Origin of the sequence: Pseudoalteromonas sp. T1lg22, assembly GCF_002964645.1 — a bacterium.
Lineage (GTDB): Bacteria > Pseudomonadota > Gammaproteobacteria > Enterobacterales > Alteromonadaceae > Pseudoalteromonas.
The window spans coordinates 137787-162979 of sequence record NZ_PQBY01000016.1 but is presented as its reverse complement, the minus strand read 5'-3'; the positions used below and the strand labels follow the sequence as shown (position 1 = coordinate 162979).

Sequence of the window (25193 nt, the reverse complement as noted above, 5' to 3'; positions counted from 1 at the left end):
ATAAGTTAAACGCTTGCTGAACCTCGGTCGGTTGAAAATGAACCCGCTGTTAATACTGGAAAAATTTACAGGAATTCGCTTGTAACCCCTAGCATCCCTAGGCAGATTGCTTTACATTTGCACACTCTAATCAACAGTTTAAAGAGCGCATTTATGAATCAAGAAACCCTTTCCCAACTCGAACAACTGGTCGATAAACTAATTGCCCGCAATGCAGAGCTAGGCCAAGAAGTATCGGCGCTGCGTGAAAGCAATGCCAAGTTACAAGACGAAAACGAAACCTTGCAACTTGAAGTGCTTGAAAGCGAAGAAAAGCAAAAAGAAACCAGCACCACATTGAGCTCATTACTTGAGAAGCTGCAAGCGGCGAGCTAATGAGTGACAAAGGGCACAGCGTTAAGGTAAACCTGCTCGGTAAAGAGCATCAGTTTGCTTGTCCCAAGGGGCAAGAGCAGGCACTGCTCGCTGCGGCCGAAAACTTAAATGCTAATGTAGAGCAAATGCGTACGCGCTCGGCAATTCGCAATGATGACAAGGCCTTGCTGTTAGCAGCGCTGACCTTGTCTCATGAGCTGCTTGAGGCCAAGGCGCAGTTGCATCAATTGTCGGCACAGCAACATGCTTTGTGTGACAAGCTGGAAGCTGCTTTGCAGCAAGAAGATTAAGGCGCCCTTGAGCGCCTTTTTTATGGAGAGTCGTTTATGCGTCAATATTTAAGCGCCCTTATTTTATCTGTGGTCGCGACCGGCGCCCAGGCCCAGCAAAATTGGCAAACGCTCAGTGACCATGTTGAATTTATTGAGCAGCCCGCTAAGTTGCGCTTTTATGATTCCAACCAGACGCTGATCCAAGGAGAGCAGTGTGCGCTGCTGGTGGACGCCCCTGGGGAGTTTACGCAAACGGAAGCCTTTATTGGTGAGCTGAAAAAGCAAGTGCGCGTGCCCCTGTGTTATGTGCTGGCCTCCCATGCCCATGATGACCATTTACTTGGTTTGGCCCTGGTACAAAAGCACTTCCCGGATGCGCAGCTCATCGTGCATCAGTCCCTTGGTGAGAATTTTCACCTCGCCCATGAGCAGTTAAACGAGCGTTTGGATGGCTTTGTTAAAAGTATCGCCCTAAGTACGCAACGTATGGAAAAGATGCCGGAGCAGGAGCAACAAGTTTGGCGGGAAAAAATAGCCCGAGCCCAGGCGCGCTTTAAACAGTGGCAGTCGCTGCGCTTTTCAACGCCTGATAAGGTGATATCCCAGACAACCCAGCTTGATTTGGGCAAGTTAAATGTCGAGCTACTGCCTTTTGCTGCGCATACTCAAGGTGATATTGCCGTATTGGTAAGGGATGATAAATTGCTGGTTGGCGCTGATATGGTCGATACTTTGCCGTACCCGGGTGAGGCCAACTATCAGGCCTGGCTGCAGGCTTTGGATGAGTTATCACAATTGCCTGTGACTCAGGTGCTGCCGGGTCATGGCGGTGTCCTTGCAACGCCTGACCTAACAAAGCCCAAGGCCTGGCTTGAGGCCATAGTGGCTCATGTTAAGGCGAACCCAAGCACCGATGTTGCCACCTTGGTTGAAACCTTTCCCAAGCGGTATCAGCCTCAGGATGATGAGCTGGCACAACGAGCTTATGCCATGTTTTTAGAGGCCGGCATTAAACGCGCGAAACAGCTGTAGGTCGGCCTTCAGGCCGACAATAGGACGCGATTCTTACCATGTCGTTGTAGGTCGGCCTTTGCCGCCATGGATGGCGGTAGTAGAGCAATGCAGGAGCACATTGCCGAAAGGCCGACAAAAATGCAAAATTGCTTAGATGTCGGCGCAGAGCACCGACCTACAAATGTGCACGATTCTTACCATGTCGGCGCGAAGCACCGACCTACAATGTTTTGTCGTTCTTATTCCTCGTAAAAGGGAATGCCTTCTTGCATCCACTGTGGTGCGGCTTTGCCTTTTAGGTGATGGTCAAAGTACTGCATCATGCGAATCGAGAAGTCGACCTGATTCGGGAATTGCTTGAGGTGATGGGGCTCGCCTTCGTATTCCAAGAAGATCACATCCTTACCGGCACGACGCAGTGCCAGGTAGTATTGAATGCCTTCCTGCCAAGGCACGGCACCGTCTTCATTGCCAAACATCACCATAATAGGTGTGTTCACCTTGTCGGCGAAAAACACCGGTGAGTTTTCAATGTAGAGCTCGGGAGCCTCATACAAGGGCTTACCGATACGGCTTTGACCCGTTTCGTACTGGAACTGGCGAGCCAGACCCGATTTCAAGCGTATGCCGCTGTAGGCCGAGGTCATGTTCGATACCGGGGCGCCAGACACCACGGCCTTAAACATATCCGTTTGCGTAACCATAAAGGCACTCTGATAACCCGCCCATGAGTGGCCCTGCAAGCCGATGGCATCAGGGTCGGCAACGCCCATATCAATGAGCTTTTGCGCCGCGTTGATCATGGTTTGAGTCGATGAGGGTCCTGGATGGCCTACTTCAAAGCGAATATCCGGCAAGAAGATGGCATAGCCGTTCGAGGTAAACATGGGGAAGTTGGGTCTGTGATTCAGCTCCATCTTCGGGAAGTCGAAGCGGCGCTGACTCATATAGCGATAGAAGTAGATGACTACCGGTACTTTTTTGCCCTCGACATAGTCGGCCGGCTTGATCAGTACACCCTGAAGATCTTCACCATCATAGCCTTTATAGCTGACTAGCTCGGGTTTTTGGCCCCATTTAAACTGGTCGATTTGCGGGTTAAGGTCTGTGACCTGCCTGGCGTTAGTCAGGTTTTTATCCGCCAGCCAAAAATCCGGAAATTGCGAGTAGCTTTGTTGGGTAAATAAATACTTCTCCGCGTGTTTGGCTTTTTTCACCAGATCAAACCGAGCGTCGCCGTCGAGCAAGGTAACTAAAGACTTATCCGCCAGCTTGAGCTGGGCCACACCCGCTTGTTTGTCTTTTAAATCAAATACGCGCAGCAGCAGAGTTTCATCCGGATTAAACCCGAGCTTGTCACTGTCGAGGTTAATCACGCGATATTGCTTGTTGTTGCCTTTACCCTGGGTCAAGGATTGGGCTTCCCCGCTGCGGGTATCAAACGCCCAAATATCATGCTTGGAGTTAATTAACACCTTGGAGCCGTCTCGGTACCAGCCGGCGACACCATAATCGCTGACAGGAGACGGGTAGTCGTGTTGATCATCGGCAAAGATGGCATTAATGGCCTTGCTTAGGGGGCGAACCTTGTTGCTGCCCAGGTCTTTTAATTGCCAAACGCCCTTGTCAAAGAAGACCGCATACTTGCCCGTGGGCGACAGGCTGGGGCGGTGAGGGTGCTCGGCCACGATCAGTTGCTTGTTACCGGTTAGTACATCGACCGCATAGTAGTCGCTATAAAAGCCCTTGTAGGTGATTTGTGCCAGGTAATCCTGATTGTTGTAACCAAGCAGGTGATCGGCCTTTTTATTCAGGTTGAGCTCGGGAACCTGGGGATCCGCGAGCTGCACCACCTTATTGCCATCAAGGTGATATACCGCCTGATAATGACGGTGCTTATTCTCTTCACCCCATTGTTGCTCTTCGCGAGGTTTGATTTCAGCGTCTTGATGGTGCCATAGATTAAGCTTGGCCTGGGCCATAATGGTGTCGTAATCACGCAGTGACTCGGCGTCCTGGTATTTTAGCTCTTTGGGTTTGGCGGCAAGGGTAGGACGGGCGGTGAAATACAAGCGCTCGCCATCTTCAGACCAGCTCAACGTGCCTTTTTTACCCGCCTGCCATTGACTATCCAGGTCCTGTAATTTGTTTTGCTCAACATGCCAAAGCATGGTGCGATAGTCTCGGCGACGCTGGTCATCATTCACATAGTTGCCGACATTAAAGGCCACCAGGTTTTGCATTGGATGCCAGTCGATAGCGCTGAGGGTTACACCCGGCTCATCGATAAGTACATGGCTTTGGCCGCTGTTTAAGTCCAGGTAACTGATCTCGTTTTCGCTGCCGTCTTTACTTTGCGTATTGAACAGCAAGCCAGCGCCTGTGTGGCTAAAGGCGAATTTGAGCACTGCGTCCTGGCTGCTGCTGACACCCGAGTTCAAGTCCACGACAACCAGCTCTAAGACCTTGTCTTTTTTATCTGCCTTAATGGCGTCTTCGGTTTTGCCTGAGCTTTCTGCACCGTTTGCTGGTGCATCAGTTTCTTCGCCTTTATCATCTGCTTTGTTTTCTTCTTGCTCATGGCGATAGGCAAGCCAGCGACCATCATCGGAGATTTGATAGTCTTTAACGGCGGCAAACTCTTGTTGCTCACCGCTTTGGGTATTGACCAGTACGAGTGTGTTTTTTAGTTTTTTCTTGGCTTTTTTATCGGCGGTTTCTTTCTCTAACAGGGAAGGAACTTGCAAAAACGCGGCCCACTGGCTGTTTTTATTGATGCTGGCCTGGGTACCGCGCTCAACGCTGGCAAGCAAGGTGTTGCTCTCAAGGTCATACACCAGACCCTGGGCGTCACCGCGATAGGGGGCGGCACTAAAGGCCAGTACCTTGCCTTGCTCACCCAAAACCGTGGACTTGGGATATTTAAAGTCAAAGACATCGCTAAACTCGAGTGCCTCTTGGGCATAAACTTGGGTGCCAAGCGTCGCAATCAGCGCAGCGCTAAGTACCGTCAGTGCAGGTTTCATAACAATTCATTCCTGTATCGTTTTTTTGCCCATTGTAAGCGCTTAAATTTGCAGCGCGACTAAATTCGATAAGCCGTCCGTTATTGCCGTTGAATCGCACTTTGGCGGTTTTTCTTCGGTCTAACCCCGCGTATACTGGTGTTTTCACTTTCTAGATTGAAGACTATGAGTATTTGGGTTGATGCCGATGCCTGCCCGGTGGCCATTCGTGAGATAATCTGCCGCGCCGCTATGCGCACCAAAACCAAGACGGTATTTGTTGCTAATCAGTATATTCGCCTACCGGCTTCGGAATATTTACGCATGCAGCAGGTGATGCCGGGCTTTGATGTGGCCGATAACGAAATTGTGAAGCAGGTGCAAAGCGGTGAGCTGGTGATCACCAGTGATATTCCCCTCGCTTCGGAAGTGATCGATAAGGGCGCACTGGCACTGAATACCCGCGGCGAGCTCTATACCAAGGAAAACATCAAGTCACGCCTGAATATGCGCGACTTTATGGATACCCTGCGCAGCAGCGGCATTCAAACCGGTGGCCAGGCGCCGCTGAGCGCCCAGGATAAACAACAATTTGCCAATCATCTCGACCGCTGGCTTGCGCAGCAGTGAGTTTCTGGGCTAGACTGCGCCACGAACACTTGTCGGAGTGCCCTAACTTACCATTAGGTATCAAGGGGCTGAGATCGCAATTGCGGGATCCGTTAACCTGATCAGGCTCATACCTGCGTAGGGAACAAGCTTGCCTCGGCACGCTTGTGCTAACTTGGCACAAGTTCGGCCCAGCCTAAGCGGCGCGTACGCGCACGGACCAAAGGCACAGACCAGCAAGGTCTTTGCACCTCCAGACAAGACACACTCAACCAATTAATGAGAAGCGTCATGTCAGAATCGAACAAACCTAGCCGTCGTCAAAACCGCGAAGCGGCGTCGCACTATATTCATAACCTTACCGGTCAACCCTTTCCTAATTCGCAAAAAGTCTATGTTGAAGGTACCTTGCCCGGCGTGCGCGTGGGCATGCGGGAAATAGCCTTAAGCGACAGCTTTGTCGGTGGCACCGAAGATAGCCCCATCTATGAAAAAAATGCCCCTATTCGCGTCTACGACACCTCGGGCCCATACACGGATCCCGACTTTGAGCTCAATGTACGCAAGGGTCTACCTAAGTTTCGTCAGGCCTGGATAGAAGGGCGTGACGACACCGAGTTGCTAGAGAGCAAAAGTTCACAGTTTGCCCAGCAACGTATGGCCGATGAAGGCCTGGATCATATTCGCTTTGAGCACTTGCCCCAGATCCGCCGTGCCAAAGCGGGTCAAAACGTGACGCAAATGCATTATGCGCGTCAGGGCATAATTACCCCTGAAATGGAATACATTGCCATTCGCGAAAACATGGGCCGTGCCGAGGTACGTGAGCAGTTACTTAAGGAACAGCACCCAGGCCAGTCTTTTGGTGCCAGCATTCCCGAGTTTATTACGCCTGAGTTTGTGCGCGACGAGGTTGCACGTGGCCGCGCGGTGATCCCTAACAATATAAACCACCCGGAATCCGAGCCGATGATCATTGGCCGTAACTTCCTGGTCAAGGTCAACGCCAATATCGGTAACTCCTCGGTGACTTCGTCCATCGAGGAAGAGGTAGAAAAAACCGTATGGTCGACGCGCTGGGGTGCCGACACCATCATGGATCTATCAACCGGCCGTTATATTCACGAAACCCGTGAATGGGTCATTCGTAACTCACCGGTACCTGTGGGCACAGTGCCCATTTATCAGGCCTTGGAGAAGGTCAACGGTGTGGCCGAGGACCTGACCTGGGAAATCTTCCGCGATACCTTAATTGAGCAAGCGGAGCAGGGGGTGGATTACTTCACCATTCACGCTGGTGTGCTGCTGCGTTATGTGCCCATGACCGCCAAGCGGGTAACCGGCATCGTCTCGCGCGGTGGCTCTATTATGGCGAAATGGTGTCTGGCGCATCATAAGGAAAACTTCCTCTACACCCACTTTGAAGAGATCTGTGAAATCCTCAAGCAGTACGATATCTGTTTCTCACTGGGCGATGGTCTGCGTCCCGGCTCGATCGCCGATGCCAATGACGAAGCTCAATTTAGCGAGCTGCGTACCCTGGGCGAGCTGACAAAAATTGCCTGGCAGCACGATGTGCAGGTGTTTATTGAGGGGCCGGGTCATGTACCCATGCATATGATCAAGGCTAATATGGACGAGCAGCTGGAACATTGTGGCGAGGCGCCGTTCTATACCTTGGGGCCGCTAACCACGGATATCGCCCCGGGTTATGATCATTTCACCTCGGGTATTGGTGCGGCGCAAATCGCCTGGTACGGCTGTGCCATGCTTTGCTACGTGACGCCAAAAGAGCATCTGGGTCTGCCCAATAAGGAAGACGTAAAAGAAGGCTTGATCACCTACAAGATAGCCGCCCACGCGGCGGACTTGGCCAAGGGGCATCCTGGCGCCCAAGAACGTGATAACGCCTTGTCTAAGGCGCGCTTTGAGTTCCGCTGGTTGGATCAATTCAACCTGGGTCTCGACCCGGATCGTGCCCGTGAATACCACGATGAAACCCTGCCGCAGGAATCCGGCAAGGTGGCGCACTTTTGCTCCATGTGCGGACCAAAATTCTGCTCCATGAAGATCACCCAGGAAGTGCGTGACTATGCCAAGGACTTAGAAGCCAAGGGCATAGACCCGAATAATTTGGGCGAGGAGATCAGCGTTCGCATGGTCGATGTGGAGTCTGAAATGAAGGCCAAGTCGGCGGAGTTTAAGGCCGCCGGCAGCGAGCTTTACCACAAGGCCTACTAATGGGTAAAAAAATAGCCATAGTGGGCTTTGGCTTGTGCGGTCGGGTGGCCGCACTCTTGCTGGCCAAGCATTACCGGCTCGAAGTTTTCGACAGTGGCGACGCCGAAGGAAGCGGCAGTGCCGGTCCGGTGGCCGCTGCCATGCTGGCGCCCTTGGCAGAGTCGGTGCTGTGCGAGCAGGATTTGGCCGAGCAGGGGCTGGAGTCTCTGGCGATATGGCCGCAATTGCTGGCGCTGCTCGACACTCAGGTGCATTTTCAGCGCCAAGGCACCGTGGTTGTCGCCCACCCGCAGGATCAAGGGGCCATGGCGCATTTTCAAAAGCAGTTGAAGCCCTTGGCCGGTTATGCGCCGGAGCAGTTAAGCGCGGCGCGCCTGCGCCAGTTGGAGCCGGAGCTGGCCGGGCGTTTTGGCGGCGGGCTTTACCTGCCCAGTGAGGGGCAACTGGATAACCTCGGATTTTTCCACCATAGCTATGCGCGCTTAAAAAATGCCGGGGTGCGATTTCACTTTCACACCCAGGTACAGCCACAGGAGCTGGCCCAGCAGGACTATCTGGCGGTGCTTGATTGTCGCGGTATGGGCGCCAAGGGCGAGCTGCCCTTGCGTGGTGTGCGCGGCGAGGTGGCTCGGGTAGTGGCTCCCGAGGTTTTCCTGCAGCGCCCGGTGCGCCTGATGCATCCGCGCTACCCCATTTATATTGCTCCGAAACCGGGCAATCGCTATGTCATAGGTGCCACGGAAATCGAGTCTCAGGATCAGCGCCCAGTCACGGTGCGCAGTGGTTTGGAGCTATTGAGTGCCGCTTTTAGCGTACACAGTGGTTTTGCCGAGGCCCATATTGAGGCCCTGCAGGTGGGCTTACGCCCGGCATTGATGGATAACCGCCCCAGCGTCAGTCGTCAGGGCAAGGTGATCAGCATCAATGGCCTGTACCGCCACGGCTATATGCTGGCTCCCGCCGTGGTGCGCACGGCCCTGACCGAGTTTAATACCGCATTTTAAGGTAATGAATTATGCAGATTTTTATTAATGACAGCGCCTTTGAGGTGCCAGAGCAGGCCAGCGCAAAGCAGGCCCTGGCTAGCTTTGGTGCCACGCCGCCCTTTGCCTTGGCCGTCAATGGCCAATTTGTGGCTCAGGGGCAATATCCGCAGCTGGTGCTGCAAGACGGCGACCGGCTCGACATCCTCGCGCCAATACAAGGGGGTTAGATGAGGGATACACTTAGCATTTACGGTCAGGAATTTAACAGTCGCCTGCTGATCGGATCGGCGCTTTATCCATCGCCCAAGTGTATGCAGGAGGCGATCCTCGCCAGTGAGAGCGAAATCGTCACCGTATCCCTTAGACGACAAAATTCTCAGGCCGCAGGCGATGATTTTTGGCAGCTTATTAAAGACACTGGCTTGACCGTGCTGCCCAACACCGCCGGCTGTCACAGTGTGCAGGAGGTCATGACCCTGGCGCAGATGTGCCGTGAGGTCTTCGCCACCGATTGGATCAAGCTAGAACTTATAGGCGATGACTATAACCTGCAGCCGGATCCTGTGGCCTTGCTTGAGGCCGCCGAGCAATTGCTGGCCGAGGGCTTTAAGGTCTTACCCTATTGCACCGACGACCTGGTGATTTGCCAGCGCCTGGCCGCTTTGGGTTGTGAGGTGATCATGCCCTGGGCGGCGCCCATAGGCACAGGCAAGGGCATTCTTAACCCTTATGCGTTGCAAAGCATTCGCGAGCGCCTGCCTCATGTCACCTTGATTGTCGATGCCGGGCTGGGTGTGCCGTCCCATGCCTGTCAGGCCATGGAGCTGGGCGCCGATGCGGTGTTGTTAAACTCGGCCATCGCCGGCGCCAATGACCCAGTCTTGATGGCGCGCGCCTTTGCCAATGCCACCTTGGCCGGTCGACAAAGCTATTTGGCCGGACCTATGGCGGTAAAATCCACCGCCGTGCCTTCAACACCGACCCTGGGTATGCCAGTATGGCACCAGTTTAACGAGTGAGAGCAGTATGAGCGAAATAGTTTGGACAATTGCCGGCTCGGATAGTGGCGGCGGCGCCGGTATTCAAGCGGATTTACAGGCCATGCGCAGCTTTGGCGTACATGGTTGCAGCGTAATCACGGCGCTGACGGCGCAAAACAGCCTTGCCGTTGAGGCATTGAATCCGGTGGATTTGACGGTTATCGAATCCCAGTTGCAGGCCCTGGCCCATGACCTGAGACCCCAAGCGATAAAAATAGGCATGCTTGCCAATGTCCAGCAAATTCAGTTGATTGCCGAGCACTTACAGTATTATCGCGACAACTGGGAAACACCGCCTCAGGTTGTTTACGACCCGGTGGCCATTGCCAGCAGCGGCGATAGCCTGATTGAGGAAGACGCGCAAAGCGAGATTGCCGACGCCATCAAAACGCATTTGTTGCCGCTGGTGGATGTGATCACCCCCAATGTGTACGAAACTCAATTGCTTACCGGGGTGTACCTGATAGGTCCGGATGCGTTGCGTGACGCCGCCAAGCGCCTGCAGCAGTGGGGCGTTAAAGCGGTGATTATTAAGGGCGGGCACTGGGATTATCCGCAAGGTTACTGCGTTGATTTTTGCCGCCACGGCGAGCAAGAGTACTGGCTGGGAAATGAGAGCGTTGTCACGCCTCATACCCATGGCACCGGCTGTACCCTGTCCTCGGTGCTGGCATCCTGCCTGGCTAAGGGCTATCCCCTAAAAGATGCTTTTATCCTTGGTAAGGCCTATATCAATGCCGGGTTAAAAGCCGCAAAACGTTATGGTGAGGGTGTGGGCCCGGTCGCGCACACCCAGTTCCCGGAAAATTTGGCCGACTTTCCCCTGGTAATTGAACCGGGCACCTGGCTGGGCGATGCCCTGGATTTTGATTGTGCCAATGATTTTAATTATGCCGCCGGCTTTGCCCCTTGCCCTGAACGTCTTGGCCTGTATGCAGTGGTTGATTCCCTGGATTGGCTAGCACTGTGTTTGCAAAACGGCATGAAAACAGTGCAGTTACGCATTAAAGATGCCGAGGCCGGCAATTTGGAGCAGGATATTATCCGTGCCATTGAGTTGGGAAAAACCCATCAGGCACAGGTGTTTATTAACGACCACTGGCAGCTGGCGCTGAAGCACGGTGCCTATGGGGTACACCTGGGCCAGGAAGACCTACACACCGCCAATCTTAAGGCCATTCAGGATGCCGGCATGCGGTTGGGCTTATCCACCCATGGTTTTTATGAAATGCTGCTGGCGCACAATTATCGTCCCAGCTATATGGCCTTTGGCGCCATCTATCCGACTACGACTAAGGACATGAGCGGACAAATCCAAGGCCTGGAAAAGCTGCGCCATTTTGTGCCCTTGATGCAGCCGCATTATCCCTGCGTGGCCATTGGTGGCATTGATCTGATGTGCATGGACGAGGTGGTGGAAACCGGAGTGGGCAGCATTGCCGTAGTGCGCGCCATTACCGAAGCGGCGGACCCACAAGCGGCCATTGCCGAGTTACAGCAAGCGATCGCCGGAGCGCTTGAGTGAGCACAAAAGAGTTAAGTGCCAAGGAGCAAATCCGCTACTCTCGGCAGCTGATGCTGGATGGTTTTGGTATTGATGCCCAGTTGCGTCTGAAAAACGCCACCGTGTTGGTGGTCGGTTGTGGAGGTTTGGGCAGCCCGGCGCTGATGTATCTGGCCAGCAGCGGTGTGGGGCGGCTGCGATTGATGGATGATGACCTGGTGGAACTCAGTAATCTGCAGCGTCAGGTGCTGTTTAAGGTTAACCACCTTGGGCAGCCCAAGGCTAAGGCCGCGGCCAAGGTACTGGCGAGTCTAAACAATGAGATTGCCATCGAGGCGCTGGTTAAGCGCGCCGATGCCGACAATCTCGCCGAGCATATTCGTGACTGCGATCTGGTGCTGGACTGCAGCGATAATTTTACCACCCGTTATGCGCTTAACCGCGCTTGTTACGCCCTTGATAAGCCATTGGTGAGTGCGGCGGCGACGGGCTTTAGCGCCCATCTGGCCTATTTTGATCTTCGCTCTTCGTCATCGCCTTGCTATGAATGCATGTTTCCCGAGCGTCTTGATAACCCCAGCGCTAATTGCGCTACCCAAGGAGTGATAGCGCCTTTACTTGGCATTATTGGCGCACAGCAGGCCTTGTTGGCCATTCAGGCTATCTTGGGCTCCGGTGAGGCGGGGACGCTGCACAGTTATAATGCTCAAAGCCTGGGGCAAAAAACCTTTAAATTGGTTAAAAATCCGGATTGCGCTTGTTGTGGGAAATAAAAAAAGCCAAGCGAGGTGCTTGGCTTTTTATGTTAGTAGGTCGCTTTAGCCAGCGAATGCGTCTTGCAGTGGCGGTACAACCTGCTTTTTACGACTTAATACGCCATCTAGCCATACCTTCGAGTCTGCAATCTCAGCGCCATAGGCTTTGGCTACTATGCCTTCATCATCAGAAGCGATAAGCATTTGCGAACCTTCCTTCATGATGTCGGTTAACAGTAGTAATACGCTGTGGCGGTTGCCTTCCTCTTTCAGCTTGGCGATATCCGCTTCCAAGTCGGCCTTGATATCGTCAAATACAGACAGGTCGATCACTTCCAGCTGGCCGATGCCAACCAGGTTACCGTTCATGTTGAAGTCTTTGAAGTCACGCATAACCAGGTCGCGTGCCGGCGTGCCTTCAACGGCAGATTTTACCTTGAACATTTCCATGCCCAGCTCTTTCGGGTCGTCGATGCCAGCGATTTCTGCCAGGGCTTCAACGCATTTGATATCGGCTGTAGTACAGGTTGGTGATTTGAAAATGACGGTGTCGCTCAGGATGGCGCACATCATCAAGCCGGCGATGCCCTTAGGGATTTCCACATTGTAGAAGTCATACATCATTTTGATAATGGTGTTTGAACAACCTACCGGGCGGATCCAGCACTCAAGCGGAGTTGAGGTAGTCAGATCGCCAAGTTTATGGTGGTCGACTACGCCTACTACGCGGGCCTGATCGATATCATCGGGAGCCTGAGTTTTCTCGGTGTGGTCAACGATATACACATCTTCACCGGCATAGCTCATTTTAAGCTCTGGGGCTTCGAAGCCGAAACGGTCAAGGATAAATTGCGTTTCCGGTGATAACTCGCCTAAACGGGTTGGGATCGCTTCTTCGCCGATCTGGTTTTTAAGGTATGCCAGTGCAATTGCACCGCAGATAGAATCAGAATCAGGGATCTTGTGTCCCACTACATACATGGCCATTGTGACTCTCCAAAATACTTTGCCCCTATTGTAACAATAATTAACCGCTCTGGGGTAGCGGCAAATGGGCTGATTGAGGGCGACTTTTTGGTTACACTGGGCTCATTATTTTTGCTGGATGCATCATAAGCTTGGCAGTTAGGTCCAAGCGCAACAGCTATTTTTACCATTAGAAGGATAAGTTTGTATGCCTGAACTTCCAGAGGTCGAGGTTAGCCGTTTAGGCATAGCTCCCCATGTTGAAGGGCGCACCATCACTAAAGTGAGTATTCACCAAAGCCAATTGCGTTGGCCTGTAAGCGAGCAAGTCTATGAACTAGGTGGAAAAATCATTGAGTCCGTGAGCAGGCGGGCCAAGTACCTGTTGCTGCATACCGACGAAGGAGCGGTGATCCTGCACTTAGGCATGTCCGGTCATTTACGTGTGGTGCCTATTAATGAGCCGCTTAAAAAGCATGACCATGTGGTATTTGATTTCGACAACGGCTTGAGTTTGAGGTTGAACGACTCCCGTCGTTTCGGCGCCTGTTTGTGGCAGGAGCTCGACAGCCTGCATTCGGTGTTTAGTAAACTTGGTCCCGAGCCGCTGACCGATGATTTCGATGCCAACTGGTTATTTGCCAAGTCGCGTAATAAGAAGCAGCCTATTAAGCAGTTTCTGATGGATAATCATGTGGTGGTCGGGGTGGGCAATATCTATGCTAACGAATCCCTGTTTAAGGCCGGCATTAACCCCAAGCGTGAAGCCGGCAAGGTAAGCCTAGCGCGCTATCAGAAGCTCACGCCGATCATCAAGGAAACCTTGGCCGCGGCCATTGAGCAAGGTGGCACAACCCTGAAGGATTTTGCCCAAAGTGATGGCAAACCGGGTTACTTCGCTCAGCAATTACTGGTGTATGGCCGTAAGGGACTGCCCTGTGTCGAGTGTCAAAGTGAGTTGACGGAAATTCGTCTGGGTGGGCGCAGTACCGTGTATTGCAAGCGCTGCCAGCGCTAGTGGGTGAATGTGTAGGTCGGGGGTTGCCGCCATGGATGGCGGTAGTAGAGCAATGCAGGAGCACATTGCCGAAAGGCCGACAATAGAGCATGATTTTTACCATGTCGTTGTAGGTCGGCCTTTAAGCCGACAAATCTGCACCTTTGCTTAAATGTCGGCGCAGAGCACCGACCTACAAAAATGCAAAATTGCCTTATAGCTCAAAGGGCGCGACGCCAATACCTTTGATTTTATAGCCGGTTTTGGCGATATCACCGCTCCAGCTTTCAGCACTCATTACCCCGGTCACGACTATGGCGTCATACAGGCTTTCGATAGGCACGCCATCGGCTATGGTGACATGTACAATTTGATTTGGCGGCGGTGGTGGCACATGAATACAGGCGCCGAAATAGGGCACCAGTAGAAACTCGGTGATCACCTCGCTGTCGCCCTCAAGGGGTACCACAAAGCCTGGCAAACTTACTGTTTTACCATTGTATTTTTGCACCACGGGAGCGTCTAAATTCGGTTGCACCCAGTTTTGGTCGGCGCCTTCGTGACTGGCGGCGGAATTACGGGTATCGACGGTCACATGCCCCTCGGGCACTAAATCTTCCCAAAAAATTTCCACCGGTTCATTGGCGAAAGAGGCCACGCTCACACAGGTTAATAGTACGGCTAGAAAACGATTAAATAGACTCATAATAATCCTAGGTCTTAACACTCATCCCATCATGCAGGGAATAAAAATAGGCACGGACTGCGGGGATTAAGCCGACAATCCAGGCTGCCGCCATAATAACGGCGATCAGCTTAAGTTCATAGCTTGAGATACCTTGAAGATCGATATTGATACCGGCCTGAGCCTGTAATTGTGGCTGTGCCAGCGTCAGCAAAAGATAACACAGGGCGACCCCTAAGCTGGTGCCAAGCAGGCTGATCAATAGGGACTCCATGCTCATCAAGGAGAATATATGCCAGGGTTTAGCGCCCACCGAGCGCAAAATAGCTAGCTCACGGCGTCGTTGTGACAGGTTGGCCAACAAGGTGGTGAGCATGCCCAGCAGGCTGACCAGCAGCACCACGATAGAGAATAACAGCAACAGCTTTTCGACCATGGCCAACATGCCCCATAACTCTCGCAAGGTGACCCCGGGCATAATGGCCATCAGGGGTTCGCCTTTGTAGTTATTAATATTGCGGCGGACCTGCAGGGTATAGAGGGGGCTGTCAAAACCCAGTAAAAAGGCGCTGATCTGTTTGGGCTCACCGATTAAGTCGGCAGCATGGGGCTCGTTATGGTTATGTTGTTCTTCATCTTCATGATGCGCCTGTGCACCGTGTAATTGCGCGATGGCAATCAAAGGGACATGCAGGGTTTTGTCCACCGGGGTGCCGGTGGCGGCGAGAATGCCTACCACAACCAGTGGTTTGTCATCATGGTGATGAAAACTGGTTTTACCCATGCCATGGGCGACGACAATATTATCACCCAAGCCATAGCCCAAGCGTTTGGCCACTTCGGCGCCAAGCACCACTTCGTTGTCCTCTGCAAAGGGGACGCCGGCACTAAAGCTTAGGTGCTGCTTTTTACCGTATTGAAAGTGGCTAAAGTAATCGCCGGTGGTACCAAGCACCGCATAGCCTTTGTGGGTATCGCCCAAAGACAAGGGCAGCGCCCATTTAATGCCCTTTTTGCTGCTGATATCCTGATAGCTTTGCCAGCTCACGCCATTATTCATATGGCCGATGCGAAATACCGAGGCGAGCAGTAATTGAATATCGCCGGTACGGGCACCGACGATCAAATCCGTGCCCGACACAGTGGCGGCAAAGCTTTTCTTGGCCTGCATACGTACTCTTTCTATGGTGAGTAGCAGCATTACGCTAATGGCTATGGTCAGCAGGCTTAACAACACGCTGGCGCGGCGATTGAGCAGGCTTTTACTGGCTAATTTAAGCAAGATCATCGGCTGCTCCTTGCAAGTCATCCAAGTGCACCACCTTGGAGAACAGTGGTGCCAGGCTTTGCTCGTGGCTAACAAACACCACGGTGGCACCGGTTTTATCCGTTTGCGCAAATAGTAACTCGATAAAGGCCTGGCGATTGGCTTCATCCAACGCCGAGGTGGGCTCATCGGCAATGATGATTTCCGGGTCGCCGATCACCGCGCGGGCAGCGGCCACCCTTTGTTGCTGACCTATGCTCAGGGTATTGACTGGCTGTTGATGAAACTGCGGTGCTAATCCCAGCTGGGTAAGCAAGGTGTGGGCGACCTCGTTAAGTGATGTTTGATGAGCAAGAGCCCGTTGCTTGCGTAATTTGGAAAAGGCGCAGGCCAGGGTCACGTTTTCAATGGGGCTTAAATAGGGTAGTAAATTAAAACTTTGGAAGATGTAGCCCAGGTGGTCGGCGCGAAATTGATCGCGCTGGGCGCTACTCAAGATCTCGATGGCGGTACCGTTAAGCCTGATGCTGCCGCGCTGCGGTGTTTGAATCCCGGCCAGCAAGGACAACAGGGTGGATTTACCGCTGCCGCTGGGGCCGTGTAAAAACAGATGTTCTCCCTTGGCAATATGCAGAGCGTCTATGCTCAAGGTGGGTTGGCCGGTATGACCCTGCCAGGAAAACCACAACTTATCTATGTCTATCATTGGCGCCGTTATATCTTCTTGTTCGCTGCGCTTAGCTTATCACGAGCGTCTGAGCAAAACAGGGGGTTGCGATTAAGCGCCGTTACCAGCGCCAATAGGATAACTTCTTACGCATTTTAAACTGGCGTAGCAGATTAAGTGGTTTGCGTTTGAGCTCCTTGCCGTCTGAGTCGATCAGGTCGTTGGTGGCCGCCAGCACTCTGACACTGGATTGCCCATCCTGATAGGGGTGCAGTTGTTGGCAAAAGGCCTCGATATTGGCCATAAGCTCGGGTGGCTGATTAAGCGCTTCGGCAATGGCGTCATCCACCTGATCCGCTTCGGTGATATTAAGCAAATGTGGCCCCGGAGCCTGGTTATTAAAGGTCACCACTGGGCGGCGCAATAATAAAAACATCAATAAAATCGAAGATGTGTCACAGAGCATGACGTCAGCAGCTTGCAGTAATGGAATAACGTTGTCGGTCTCAACAAAGGTGAGATTCTCATCCTGCATCGCCTTGTATTGGTCGACTATCTCTGTCGCCATCTTGGGATGGAATTGCACCAAAATACGGTATTTGCCACTGTCTCTCAGCTGTTTGACTTGTTTAATTAACACTGGCGCAAGAGACAGGCGTTTGGAAAATGTGGAGCAGATTAACAGCGTTGGGCGTGTATCCGTAGCTGAGACATATGGGTTGTCAGAGATGGTTGAAAATAAGGAATCAAGCATTGTCCAACCTGTTTCCCTGACACGGAAAAACCCCATCTCTTTAGCTTGCTCGGTAAATGGGCCTGTGGTGTTGGGACCCTGAGTACAATAGAGGTCAAAGCAACCGCGAATAGTGAAATGATCATTTTTACCACGGCTGTTAAGTTTGCCAGCATCAAATCCATGGAATACAGCCACTTTTTTACCGGGGAAAAAAGTGGGCAAAATATTCGCAGGTGCAAACGTGGCGTGTGGATCCCAGGCTTTTATTTCGTCAATGCTATGGAGACGCTGTTCATCCTCGGCTAAAAAGTCAGGGTTTACTTCGGAGCCTTCTAAAAACCACTTCACTTCTCCGCCATGAGCAAGAATTTGTTTTTGCAATGGGCGCAAAATTGCATAGGAGTAATTTTGCGATATATACATTAAATAACGTTTACCCTGAGTGCTGCTTGCTAAATCCACTAGAAGGCCCTTAATCGATTAAGATGTTCTTTAGTTTACAGCAAGATGAAGAGCGAATGACAGATGCAGGCGCTAGTTTTAGGCGTGATTAGAAAAGATAGGACAAAAGTCCGCTTATGGCGGCGTTTTTCTTTATCTTCGTGTCCAGCTAGCTTATCATAGCGCGCCTAAAGCCTTGGTTGCCGTGAGCGCTGCCAAGGCCAAGCATTCGCCTCTCAAGCCCTTGTTGGAGTAGCCATGAGCAATTATAAAGTCTTAGACATTAATGACGATTTACCTATTCGTACCAAAGGACCCGTGCACAGCGGCAAGGTTCGTTCGGTATACTGGTTAACCGAGCAAGACAGTGCGCGCCTAATTGCCGAGAAAGGCTATGCCGTACCAGAGGGCACCGAGCTGGCGCTTATGGTGATTTCTGACCGCATCTCTGCATTCGACTGCATCTGGCAGGGTGAAGAAGGTCTAAACGGCGTACCAGGGAAAGGCATTGCCCTTAATGCAGTGGCGTCACACTGGTTTAAGCAGTTCGATGCCGCGGGTTTGGCGGGCAACCACATTGTTGATATTCCGCACCCTTATGTATGGATCGTGCGCAAGGCCAAAACCGTTAGGGTAGAAGCCATTGCTCGTCAATATATTACCGGCAGCATGTGGCGCGATTATGCCAAGGGCATTCGCAGCTTCTGTGGTATCGACTTACCCGAAGGCCTAGAAGCCAATCAGAAGCTGGAAGAAGTGCTGATCACGCCTTCAACCAAGGGCATTATAGAGGGCCTAGATGATGTGCCGGCGGTGGACGATGTAAATATCACCCGCAAGAATATCACCGACCACCTGGACGCCTTTAATTTCAGCAGCGAAGCCGATGTGGCCAAGTACGAGCACCTGCTGACGCAAGGTTTTGAATTGATCAGCGCCGAGCTGGCCAAGCTGGATCAGATCTTTGTTGATACCAAGTTTGAGTTTGGTTATGTGGAAGACATGAACGGCAATGAACAGCTTATCTATATCGATGAGGTGGGCACGCCGGACTCTTCACGTATCTGGGATGGCCCGGCCTACCGTGATGGTAAGATCATTGAAAACTCGAAAGAAGGTTTCCGCCAGTTATTGATCAATAATGTGCCGGACAGCGATGTATTGTTGAATAAAGACCGTATGGATGAGCGTGAAGCCCTGGCTAAAGCGTACAAGTTGCCGGTAGAGGTGATGATGCAGGTATCCCAAACCTATGTGGGGATAGCCAGCAAGATTGTCGGTGAGCAACTGGAAATTCCAGCGGATCCACGCAGTGAAATTATTGCCATTCTCGATAACGAATATCAGTTAATCGACTAATTTAACTTCCCCTGTTTGAAAATACCGCTCACCTAGGTGCAGCGGTATTTTTTTATGTGCCTTCCCCTTTCACTGCTTTGCCTAGGCCGAGAGACGATTCAAACTGGTCACAGTGGCATTTTTAAGCAGGTAAAAACTAATTCTTAATCCTTATATTTGCGCGCAAATCTAAAAATTAAGAATTAACTTTAGTATGATGCACAACATTGTTAAAACAGTGTGAATAAGAAATGAAAGTTTTCTTTGATGTATTGCACTTATACTATCTTCCCCAATATTTACCCCTGTATAAGCAATTGCTGCAGAAAGGGGCAGCGGTGTGCTTCGTATTTTACAATGAGCAGGATAAGGCGCTAAAAGAGGCGGCTGATGCAGCCATAAAAACACACAAGCTACCTGTGCATTGGCTCGAGAGTGAGGATGAATCCCTCGACTTTTATCGTCAATGTGATGGCGAGTGGATTATTTTTGGCAAAGCCTTTGCCCAAATGCAGGTGTTAAACCAAAGCAAAAAAACCGTATTAATGCAGCATGGTATTGGCCCTAAGGCCTGTTATTACCATGCTTCAAATAATGCGGCTAGCGTACGCTTCGTTGAAGGTGAGCACCGTTTAGCACGTCTTGAGAGCCTGTATCCAAATGATAAGTTTGTCGATACCGGATACGCTAAGCTAGACCCTTTGTTGCAAAGCCAGGCTTTTACATCGCAGCACAGCCTGGAAGATCTGGGTTTAGACCCAAATAAGCCAACCTTACTCTATGCGCCGACATTTTATCCCAGCTCCATAGAAATGATGGAAAAAAATTGGGTGGATGAATATGCCCACTGCAACATTATTATTAAGCCGCATTTCTTTTCACTAACGAGAAATAAATACCAAAAACAACAACAATTGCTCAATAAGTGGGCGCAGCGCAAGCACGTCTACCTGGCGGCTGTCAGTGAGTTTAATCTGGTGCCATTTATGGCTTTGGCCGATGTGATGATTTCCGATGCATCGTCGGCAATTTTCGAGTTTTTTGCCCTTAAAAAGCCGGTTATCTGGTGCAATTTTTATAAATTAAGGTGGTCATATCGCGGCCCCTTTGCCTATAGATTTAAGGCAAGATTAGACTCGGATATCGACTACTTTGAGGCCTTAACCTTCAAAGTCGATAAAGCTAAGCAATTGCCTGGAGCGATCGAGCAAGCGCTGTCGCAACCACAGGCAAAACATAATCAAGACAACATAAAAACAATAACAAAGCTCGCAGGGAAGCTGGATGGGCTAAGTTCTCAGCGAATAGTAAGCTTCTTATATGACAATTAAAGTAATTACCTTTGGTACATTTGATGTGTTCCATGTCGGCCATGTAAACCTGTTACAAAGGGCCGCAAAACTCGGTGATGAGTTAATCGTTGGTGTCTCCTCCGATGCGTTGAATAGACAGAAAAAAGGGCGTGCGCCTGTGTATTCGCAACAGGACCGTTTGCGTATCATTGCCGCCATGTCGGATGTGACCCAGGTGTTTGTGGAAGACTGTCTCACTCTTAAGCGCAGATATATCAAAGAGCATGGTGCCGACATTCTGGTTATGGGTGATGATTGGCGCGGAAAGTTTGATGAATTTAATGATATCTGTGAGGTAATTTACTTGCCGCGCACTCCGAGTATTTCGACCACAGAAATTATCGAAGTGGTGCGACAGCCAGAGTTCTGCTAACGTCCATGTTATTGTTGCAATAAGTATCCAATGACAAGGTGGCGTATGAGCCAGCAAATCACCGTGGCGCAGCTGAATGCACAGCTGCACAACCCCAAGCTAAAAATCTTTGATGCCGGCATGGTACTCCCGGGTAAGTCGGGCGAATATGCGCCGGCGGCGGTCATTAAAGGGGCGCAGCGTTTTGATATTAAAAGCGCTCTGGCCGATAACGCCAGCCCCTGGCCTCATACTTTATGCAGCGCCGATCAATTTGAGCAACAGATGCAAGAAGCTGGAGTGAGTCAGGACTCGGAAGTGGTGGTCTATGACGACCAGGGCTTATTTAGCGCCGCCCGAGCCTGGTGGATGTTTAAGGCCTTTGGCTTCGATAACGTTAAGGTGCTGCGTGGCGGTCTACCAGCATGGCGCACCGCCGAGTTGCCGGTGCAACAGGGCTGGCATAGCGCCGAGGAGCGAGGTAATTTTAAAGCCTCCCCACGGGCGGACTTTTTTATTAATACCGAGCAGGTGCTCGCGGCTATCGACGAGACCTCGACCTTGTTGCTTGATGCCCGACCGGCGCAGCGTTTCAGAGGTGAGATGGCCGAACCCAGAGAAGGCATGCGCGCCGGACATATTCCCAATGCCAAGAGCTTGCCTTATGCCGAGTTAATAATAGATGGCGAGCTACGCCCACAGGAACAGTTGCAGCAAGCATTGGCGCAACTGCTTGAACAGGATATTCAGCGCTTGCAGTTTAGCTGTGGCTCGGGCATCACCGCCTGTATTTTAGCGCTGGCCGCGTATGAGTGTGGCCATACTAACTTACAGGTTTATGATGGCTCTTGGAGCGAGTGGGGCGCCCGCCATGAACTGCCGCTGGAAAAATAAGGGGCTATTCAGGATTTAAGTTAAATAAAAAAGGGCAGTATCAACTGCCCTTTTTTTAACTTTATTTGTGGTAGCTTAAGCAGGCTTCCACTTCTTCTTTTGAGCCCAAAATTACAGCCACACGTTGGTGAATTTGCTCTGGCTCTATATCCATAATGCGCTCATAACCGGTTGAGGCCAGGCCGCCGGCTTGCTCGATAAGCATGGCCATAGGATTGGCTTCATAAAGTAGGCGCAATTTGTACGGCTTTTCCGGGTTTTTGGTGTCTTGCGGATAGGTGAATAAACCACCGCGGCTAAGCACGCGGTGAACATCGCCTACCATGGCGGCAATCCAGCGCATATTGAAGTTGCGACCACGAGGTCCGGTTTCACCGGCTAATAGGTCGGTAATATAGTTTTGCATCGCCGGCTGCCAGTGGCGCTGGTTCGATGTATTAATGGCGAATTCTTTGGTTTGCTCCGGCACCTTGGCAAAGTCCTGAGTCAATAAGAAGGTACCTTGGGTTTTATCCAGGGTGAAAATACGTGTGCCCTGGCCCGTGGTAAGCGCCAGCATGGTCGATGGGCCGTAGAGTACATAACCTGCGGCTACCTGCTGGTCACCCTTTTGCAAAAAGATATTAGGATCAGCCGGATCTGCATCCTTTGGCGCGCGCATAACAGAGAAAATGGTGCCAACCAATGAATTGATATCAATGTTGGATGAGCCATCAAGAGGGTCAAATGCGACTATGTATTCTGCGTCTGGGTTACCCGCAACCGTGCCCGGCTCTTCTTCCGAGGCGATGGCCTTAACATAACCGGACTCTAAAAGGATGTCTTTCAACAGCTGGTTGGAAAGTACATCCAGTTTCTTTTGCGTTTCGCCCTGGATGTTTTCATCCAGTGTGGAACCTAGCACGCCAGATAGGGCGCCTTGGCCAACACGGAAAGAGATTTCTTTACAGGCCGCTAAAATAGTACGGATAAGTGAAATAAGGTCATGTGAGCAACCATCTTCAAGCAAGACTGGGGGGAGTCGTCGCATCTTAATTGTTCCTAAGTTTTATGGGGTCTACACGACATTTTAAAGTGAGAGGATGTCGTCTAGATTACGCTGTCTATTTATCGCTTTGTGGTTGTAGACTCTAGGCAGAGAGATATACTCAAGGCTTATAAATTCCACAGCCAACCTACGATACCAATAACAACAAAAGTGAGAATTATGCCAAGTACGCAGATAATACGAATAGCACTGTTTCTTTTGTTCTTGCCTATGATAACCCAAGCGCAGGCAGCAATTAAGTCTATCAGCCAATTTACTCAAAATATGAGCAAATATCCTGGCTATTTCACCTTTTATTATGCCAATGATGAGGGCAAGCTTTATCTTGAGGTGGATAAGCTGAAGGCGCCGTTTCTATTGCAGCAAAGCCTGCCCTATGGTTTGGGCTCCAATGATATTGGCTTAGACCGTGGCCAGTTGGGTAATACCTATTTGGCGCAGTTCGAGCGTATGGGCAATAAGGTGATGTTGCGTGCATTGAATACGAATTACCGCGCCTCGAGCAGCAACAGCGCCGAGCAACAAAGCGTGAATGAGGCCTTTGCCTCGAGTATTTTGTACGGTTTTGAGGTGCAGGCGAGCACGGATTCCCGAGTGCTGCTGGACTACACCCCTTATCTGCTCAGTGATGTGCACGGTGTTAGTCGCACCCTGGCGGCGCGTAAGCAAGGTAACTTTAGTGTCGACACCAGCCGCAGTGCGGTGTTTATGCCGCGCAGTAAGTCATTTGTGAAAAATACCGAACTGGAAGCGGTGCTCACCTTTACCGGCACTAAGCCTGGCGAGTATGTGAAACAGGTGAGCGCCGACCCTTACGCCATCAGCGTGAATATGCATCACTCATTCGTTGCCTTGCCGGACGATAAATACCAGCCAAGAGCCTTCCACCCGCAATCCGGGTATTGGAGCATAGAGCACAAGGATTATTCTGCGCCCTTGGGCGAGAGCATGCTGGTGCGCTATATCCCCCGCCATCGCCTGGCCAAAAAACACCCCAATCAGGCCGTCAGCGAGCCGGTGAAACCCATTATTTACTACCTTGATCCGGGCGTGCCGGAGCCGGTGCGCAGCGCCTTACTCGATGGTGGCAAATGGTGGAATGCCGCGTTTGAAAAAGCCGGTTATAAAAATGCCTTCCAGGTCAAAATGCTGCCCGAGCATGCCGACCCCATGGACGTACGCTTTAACGTTATTCAATGGGTACATCGCGCCACTCGAGGCTGGTCGTACGGCAGCTCAGTGATAGATCCGCGCACCGGTGAAATTATTAAAGGTCATGTCACACTAGGTTCGCTGCGTGTGCGTCAGGATATCCTGATTGCCGAAGCCCTGGCCGCTCCTTATAAAAAGGGTGATGAAGTCACCGCCGAGTTGCAGGCCATGGCGCTGGACAGAATTCGTCAGCTCAGCGCCCATGAAATTGGTCACACCCTGGGAATAGCCCATAACTTTGCCGCTTCGCCCAAAGCGCGTGCTTCGGTGATGGACTACCCGCATCCCTTGGTCAGCCTGGACGAGCAGGGTGTGCTGGATATATCAAAAGCCTATGCCAAGGGCATGGGAGTGTGGGATGAGCAGGTGATTAAATATGGTTATGGCGATTTTAGCCGCCAAAACGAGGCTCAAGCCTTGGCCAAGATCCTTGCCGAGAACAAAGCCCTTGGCCTCGAGTTTATCTCCGATAGAGACGCCCGTGCTCAGGGCGGCGCCCATCCCAATGGTCATTTGTGGGATAACGGCGATAACCCAAGTAAAGAGCTGGAACGCGTGATGGCGGTACGGGCCAAAGCCCTGTCCCGTTTTGGCGTTGATAATATCAAAGCTGGCACCTCCTTATCTCAACTTGAAGAAGTGCTGGTGCCCTTGTATCTATTCCACCGTTATCAGGTGGAAGCCGCGGTCAAGCTGATCGCCGGTGTGGATTACAGCTACGAGGTGCGTGGTAAAGAGCAGGTGCAGGGCGCGCAAGTGGTCGATGCTGAGGTGCAACGTCAGGCTTTGGCCTCGCTGCTGCTTACTTTGGATGCCAAAGAGCTGGTGGTGCCGGAGTCAATTCTGGCCTTGATCCCGCCTAAAGCCTATGGCGAATACAGCACCCGCGAAAGCATAGTAGGCCGTACCGGTCTGACTCTGGATGCCATGGCTCTGCCTGAAGTGGCGGCAAACCATAGCTTGAGCCTGCTGTTACACCCAGAGCGCGTTAATCGTCTGGCGCAGCAAGGTGCCCGCTCTGAACAGGCCTATAATCTGGATACCTTGCTTGATACCCTGGTGAAGCGGGTATTCGACAATAACCATGGCAATGCCATGGAGGCAAAAGTGCAGCACCGTATTCAATGGTTGACGGCACAGCACTTTGCCAATCTGGTTGCCAGCGATAAGGTGGCACCTGAGGTGCAGGCCCAGTTCAAGTTTTACCTGCAGCGTGTGGCTGATGACTACAGACAAAACAAGCTGCTAGGTAGCGTTAGCTCAGGGGAGAGCGCCTTTAAACAACATCTGGCCGATGCCATTAATCATTTCCTTGAAACCGGTCAGTGGCAACAAGGCTTTAAGCCATTACCCTTACCACCAGGCTCGCCTATTTAGGGAGACCCTAGGTAGATTGGCAAGGCTAAATTTGGCATCATATAAGGCCGCGCAATACTT

23 protein-coding genes and 1 riboswitch are annotated in these 25193 nt (G+C 51.5%); of the genes, 16 read left to right on the top strand and 7 right to left on the bottom strand.

All coding sequences use genetic code 11. From position 1 onward, the window contains the following. The first annotated feature begins 153 nt into the window (after positions 1–153). The 3 genes from zapB to C2M24_RS10310 are packed head-to-tail and all read left to right on the top strand — an operon-like array spanning position 154 to position 1679. Positions 154–375, top strand: a complete 222-nt coding sequence (zapB, locus tag C2M24_RS10320) for a cell division protein ZapB (protein WP_105200156.1) — start codon at positions 154–156, stop codon at positions 373–375. Then, positions 375–665, top strand: coding sequence for a cell division protein ZapA (locus tag C2M24_RS10315; protein WP_105200157.1), 291 nt, complete (start codon positions 375–377; stop codon positions 663–665). Before zapB ends, C2M24_RS10315 begins: the two co-directional genes overlap by 1 nt. Positions 666–701: 36 nt before the next feature. Next, positions 702–1679, top strand: a complete 978-nt coding sequence (locus C2M24_RS10310) for an MBL fold metallo-hydrolase (protein WP_105214774.1) — start codon at positions 702–704, stop codon at positions 1677–1679. Positions 1680–1900: 221 nt separating this feature from the next. Here C2M24_RS10310 and C2M24_RS10305 read toward each other — a convergent pair whose 3' ends face one another. Beyond that, a complete protein-coding gene (locus tag C2M24_RS10305) occupies positions 1901–4687 on the bottom strand; it encodes a S9 family peptidase (RefSeq protein ID WP_105214772.1) in 2787 nt (928 codons plus the stop codon). 165 nt (positions 4688–4852) lie between these two features. Here C2M24_RS10305 and C2M24_RS10300 point away from each other — a divergent pair, with 165 nt between their 5' ends. From C2M24_RS10300 to C2M24_RS10270, 7 genes are all read left to right on the top strand, one after another. Further along, positions 4853–5296, top strand: coding sequence for a YaiI/YqxD family protein (locus C2M24_RS10300; RefSeq protein ID WP_105187885.1), 444 nt, complete (start codon positions 4853–4855; stop codon positions 5294–5296). Between the two features lie 23 nt (positions 5297–5319). After that, positions 5320–5437, top strand: a riboswitch (TPP riboswitch). A gap of 129 nt (positions 5438–5566) precedes the next feature. Further along, positions 5567–7516, top strand: coding sequence for a phosphomethylpyrimidine synthase ThiC (thiC, locus tag C2M24_RS10295; RefSeq protein WP_199775713.1), 1950 nt, complete (start codon positions 5567–5569; stop codon positions 7514–7516). Beyond that, on the top strand, positions 7516–8520 hold the full coding sequence (locus C2M24_RS10290; protein ID WP_105214767.1) for an FAD-dependent oxidoreductase: 1005 nt from the start codon (positions 7516–7518) through the stop codon (positions 8518–8520). The genes thiC and C2M24_RS10290 overlap by 1 nt, the downstream gene beginning before the upstream one ends. 11 nt (positions 8521–8531) lie before the next feature. Beyond that, the gene (thiS, locus tag C2M24_RS10285; protein ID WP_105214765.1) at positions 8532–8729 is read left to right on the top strand and encodes a sulfur carrier protein ThiS; all 198 of its coding nucleotides are present in this window, start codon (positions 8532–8534) and stop codon (positions 8727–8729) included. Continuing rightward, positions 8730–9521 carry a thiazole synthase gene (locus C2M24_RS10280; protein ID WP_105214755.1) on the top strand — a complete coding sequence of 264 codons (792 nt, stop codon included), beginning with the start codon at positions 8730–8732 and terminating at the stop codon, positions 9519–9521. It abuts the gene before it with no gap. A gap of 7 nt (positions 9522–9528) precedes the next feature. Next, positions 9529–11067 carry a thiamine phosphate synthase gene (gene thiE / locus C2M24_RS10275; protein ID WP_105214753.1) on the top strand — a complete coding sequence of 513 codons (1539 nt, stop codon included), beginning with the start codon at positions 9529–9531 and terminating at the stop codon, positions 11065–11067. Continuing rightward, entirely contained in the window at positions 11064–11819 is a 756-nt protein-coding gene (locus C2M24_RS10270) for a HesA/MoeB/ThiF family protein (RefSeq protein WP_267894375.1), read from the top strand. Before thiE ends, C2M24_RS10270 begins: the two co-directional genes overlap by 4 nt. A 45-nt stretch (positions 11820–11864) precedes the next feature. Here the strand turns inward: C2M24_RS10270 and C2M24_RS10265 are convergent, their stop codons facing one another. After that, positions 11865–12788, bottom strand: a complete 924-nt coding sequence (locus C2M24_RS10265) for a manganese-dependent inorganic pyrophosphatase (protein WP_105214751.1) — start codon at positions 12786–12788, stop codon at positions 11865–11867. Positions 12789–12975: 187 nt separating this feature from the next. Between C2M24_RS10265 and mutM the strand changes: the two genes are divergently transcribed. Beyond that, the gene (gene mutM / locus C2M24_RS10260; protein WP_105214749.1) at positions 12976–13785 is read left to right on the top strand and encodes a bifunctional DNA-formamidopyrimidine glycosylase/DNA-(apurinic or apyrimidinic site) lyase; all 810 of its coding nucleotides are present in this window, start codon (positions 12976–12978) and stop codon (positions 13783–13785) included. Positions 13786–13978: 193 nt separating this feature from the next. Here mutM and C2M24_RS10255 read toward each other — a convergent pair whose 3' ends face one another. From C2M24_RS10255 to C2M24_RS10240, 4 genes are all read right to left on the bottom strand, one after another. Continuing rightward, the gene (locus C2M24_RS10255) at positions 13979–14470 is read right to left on the bottom strand and encodes a DUF3299 domain-containing protein (RefSeq protein ID WP_105214747.1); all 492 of its coding nucleotides are present in this window, start codon (positions 14468–14470) and stop codon (positions 13979–13981) included. 7 nt (positions 14471–14477) lie between these two features. Beyond that, positions 14478–15737 carry an ABC transporter permease gene (locus tag C2M24_RS10250; RefSeq protein WP_105214735.1) on the bottom strand — a complete coding sequence of 420 codons (1260 nt, stop codon included), beginning with the start codon at positions 15735–15737 and terminating at the stop codon, positions 14478–14480. After that, the gene (locus C2M24_RS10245; protein WP_105214733.1) at positions 15724–16422 is read right to left on the bottom strand and encodes an ABC transporter ATP-binding protein; all 699 of its coding nucleotides are present in this window, start codon (positions 16420–16422) and stop codon (positions 15724–15726) included. Before C2M24_RS10245 ends, C2M24_RS10250 begins: the two co-directional genes overlap by 14 nt. Before the next feature lie 82 nt (positions 16423–16504). After that, positions 16505–17542, bottom strand: a complete 1038-nt coding sequence (locus C2M24_RS10240) for a CDP-glycerol glycerophosphotransferase family protein (protein WP_105200305.1) — start codon at positions 17540–17542, stop codon at positions 16505–16507. Positions 17543–17818: 276 nt separating this feature from the next. Here C2M24_RS10240 and C2M24_RS10235 point away from each other — a divergent pair, with 276 nt between their 5' ends. The 4 genes from C2M24_RS10235 to C2M24_RS10220 all read left to right on the top strand — a co-directional run bounded on the left by C2M24_RS10235 (position 17819) and on the right by C2M24_RS10220 (position 21496). Continuing rightward, positions 17819–18919 carry a phosphoribosylaminoimidazolesuccinocarboxamide synthase gene (locus C2M24_RS10235; RefSeq protein WP_105214731.1) on the top strand — a complete coding sequence of 367 codons (1101 nt, stop codon included), beginning with the start codon at positions 17819–17821 and terminating at the stop codon, positions 18917–18919. Between the two features lie 230 nt (positions 18920–19149). Continuing rightward, positions 19150–20229, top strand: coding sequence for a CDP-glycerol glycerophosphotransferase family protein (locus tag C2M24_RS10230; protein ID WP_105214729.1), 1080 nt, complete (start codon positions 19150–19152; stop codon positions 20227–20229). Beyond that, positions 20219–20623: an adenylyltransferase/cytidyltransferase family protein gene (locus C2M24_RS10225; protein ID WP_105214727.1), complete on the top strand. Its 405-nt coding sequence runs from the start codon at positions 20219–20221 to the stop codon at positions 20621–20623. The genes C2M24_RS10230 and C2M24_RS10225 overlap by 11 nt, the downstream gene beginning before the upstream one ends. Positions 20624–20668: 45 nt before the next feature. After that, positions 20669–21496 (top strand): sulfurtransferase, encoded by an 828-nt coding sequence (locus C2M24_RS10220; RefSeq protein ID WP_105214725.1) that lies wholly within the window; start codon positions 20669–20671, stop codon positions 21494–21496. A gap of 61 nt (positions 21497–21557) precedes the next feature. Here the strand turns inward: C2M24_RS10220 and C2M24_RS10215 are convergent, their stop codons facing one another. Then, positions 21558–22526 (bottom strand): class 1 fructose-bisphosphatase, encoded by a 969-nt coding sequence (locus C2M24_RS10215; RefSeq protein WP_105214723.1) that lies wholly within the window; start codon positions 22524–22526, stop codon positions 21558–21560. A gap of 177 nt (positions 22527–22703) precedes the next feature. Between C2M24_RS10215 and C2M24_RS10210 the strand changes: the two genes are divergently transcribed. Beyond that, positions 22704–25133: a zinc-dependent metalloprotease gene (locus C2M24_RS10210; RefSeq protein WP_233999538.1), complete on the top strand. Its 2430-nt coding sequence runs from the start codon at positions 22704–22706 to the stop codon at positions 25131–25133. The last annotated feature ends 60 nt before the right edge of the window (positions 25134–25193 follow it).

Coding starts and splice junctions, on each gene's coding strand:
- C2M24_RS10235 (WP_105214731.1), top strand. CDS start 17,819: ATGAGCAATTATAAAGTCTTAGACATTAATGACGATTTACCTATTCGT.
- C2M24_RS10215 (WP_105214723.1), bottom strand. CDS start 22,526: ATGCGACGACTCCCCCCAGTCTTGCTTGAAGATGGTTGCTCACATGAC.
- C2M24_RS10300 (WP_105187885.1), top strand. CDS start 4,853: ATGAGTATTTGGGTTGATGCCGATGCCTGCCCGGTGGCCATTCGTGAG.
- thiE (WP_105214753.1), top strand. CDS start 9,529: ATGAGCGAAATAGTTTGGACAATTGCCGGCTCGGATAGTGGCGGCGGC.
- C2M24_RS10225 (WP_105214727.1), top strand. CDS start 20,219: ATGACAATTAAAGTAATTACCTTTGGTACATTTGATGTGTTCCATGTC.
- mutM (WP_105214749.1), top strand. CDS start 12,976: ATGCCTGAACTTCCAGAGGTCGAGGTTAGCCGTTTAGGCATAGCTCCC.
- C2M24_RS10310 (WP_105214774.1), top strand. CDS start 702: ATGCGTCAATATTTAAGCGCCCTTATTTTATCTGTGGTCGCGACCGGC.
- C2M24_RS10265 (WP_105214751.1), bottom strand. CDS start 12,788: ATGGCCATGTATGTAGTGGGACACAAGATCCCTGATTCTGATTCTATC.
- thiC (WP_199775713.1), top strand. CDS start 5,567: ATGTCAGAATCGAACAAACCTAGCCGTCGTCAAAACCGCGAAGCGGCG.
- C2M24_RS10250 (WP_105214735.1), bottom strand. CDS start 15,737: ATGATCTTGCTTAAATTAGCCAGTAAAAGCCTGCTCAATCGCCGCGCC.
- C2M24_RS10245 (WP_105214733.1), bottom strand. CDS start 16,422: ATGATAGACATAGATAAGTTGTGGTTTTCCTGGCAGGGTCATACCGGC.
- C2M24_RS10210 (WP_233999538.1), top strand. CDS start 22,704: ATGCCAAGTACGCAGATAATACGAATAGCACTGTTTCTTTTGTTCTTG.
- C2M24_RS10255 (WP_105214747.1), bottom strand. CDS start 14,470: ATGAGTCTATTTAATCGTTTTCTAGCCGTACTATTAACCTGTGTGAGC.
- C2M24_RS10305 (WP_105214772.1), bottom strand. CDS start 4,687: ATGAAACCTGCACTGACGGTACTTAGCGCTGCGCTGATTGCGACGCTT.
- thiS (WP_105214765.1), top strand. CDS start 8,532: ATGCAGATTTTTATTAATGACAGCGCCTTTGAGGTGCCAGAGCAGGCC.
- C2M24_RS10280 (WP_105214755.1), top strand. CDS start 8,730: ATGAGGGATACACTTAGCATTTACGGTCAGGAATTTAACAGTCGCCTG.
- C2M24_RS10290 (WP_105214767.1), top strand. CDS start 7,516: ATGGGTAAAAAAATAGCCATAGTGGGCTTTGGCTTGTGCGGTCGGGTG.
- zapB (WP_105200156.1), top strand. CDS start 154: ATGAATCAAGAAACCCTTTCCCAACTCGAACAACTGGTCGATAAACTA.
- C2M24_RS10220 (WP_105214725.1), top strand. CDS start 20,669: ATGAGCCAGCAAATCACCGTGGCGCAGCTGAATGCACAGCTGCACAAC.
- C2M24_RS10240 (WP_105200305.1), bottom strand. CDS start 17,542: ATGTATATATCGCAAAATTACTCCTATGCAATTTTGCGCCCATTGCAA.
- C2M24_RS10315 (WP_105200157.1), top strand. CDS start 375: ATGAGTGACAAAGGGCACAGCGTTAAGGTAAACCTGCTCGGTAAAGAG.
- C2M24_RS10230 (WP_105214729.1), top strand. CDS start 19,150: ATGAAAGTTTTCTTTGATGTATTGCACTTATACTATCTTCCCCAATAT.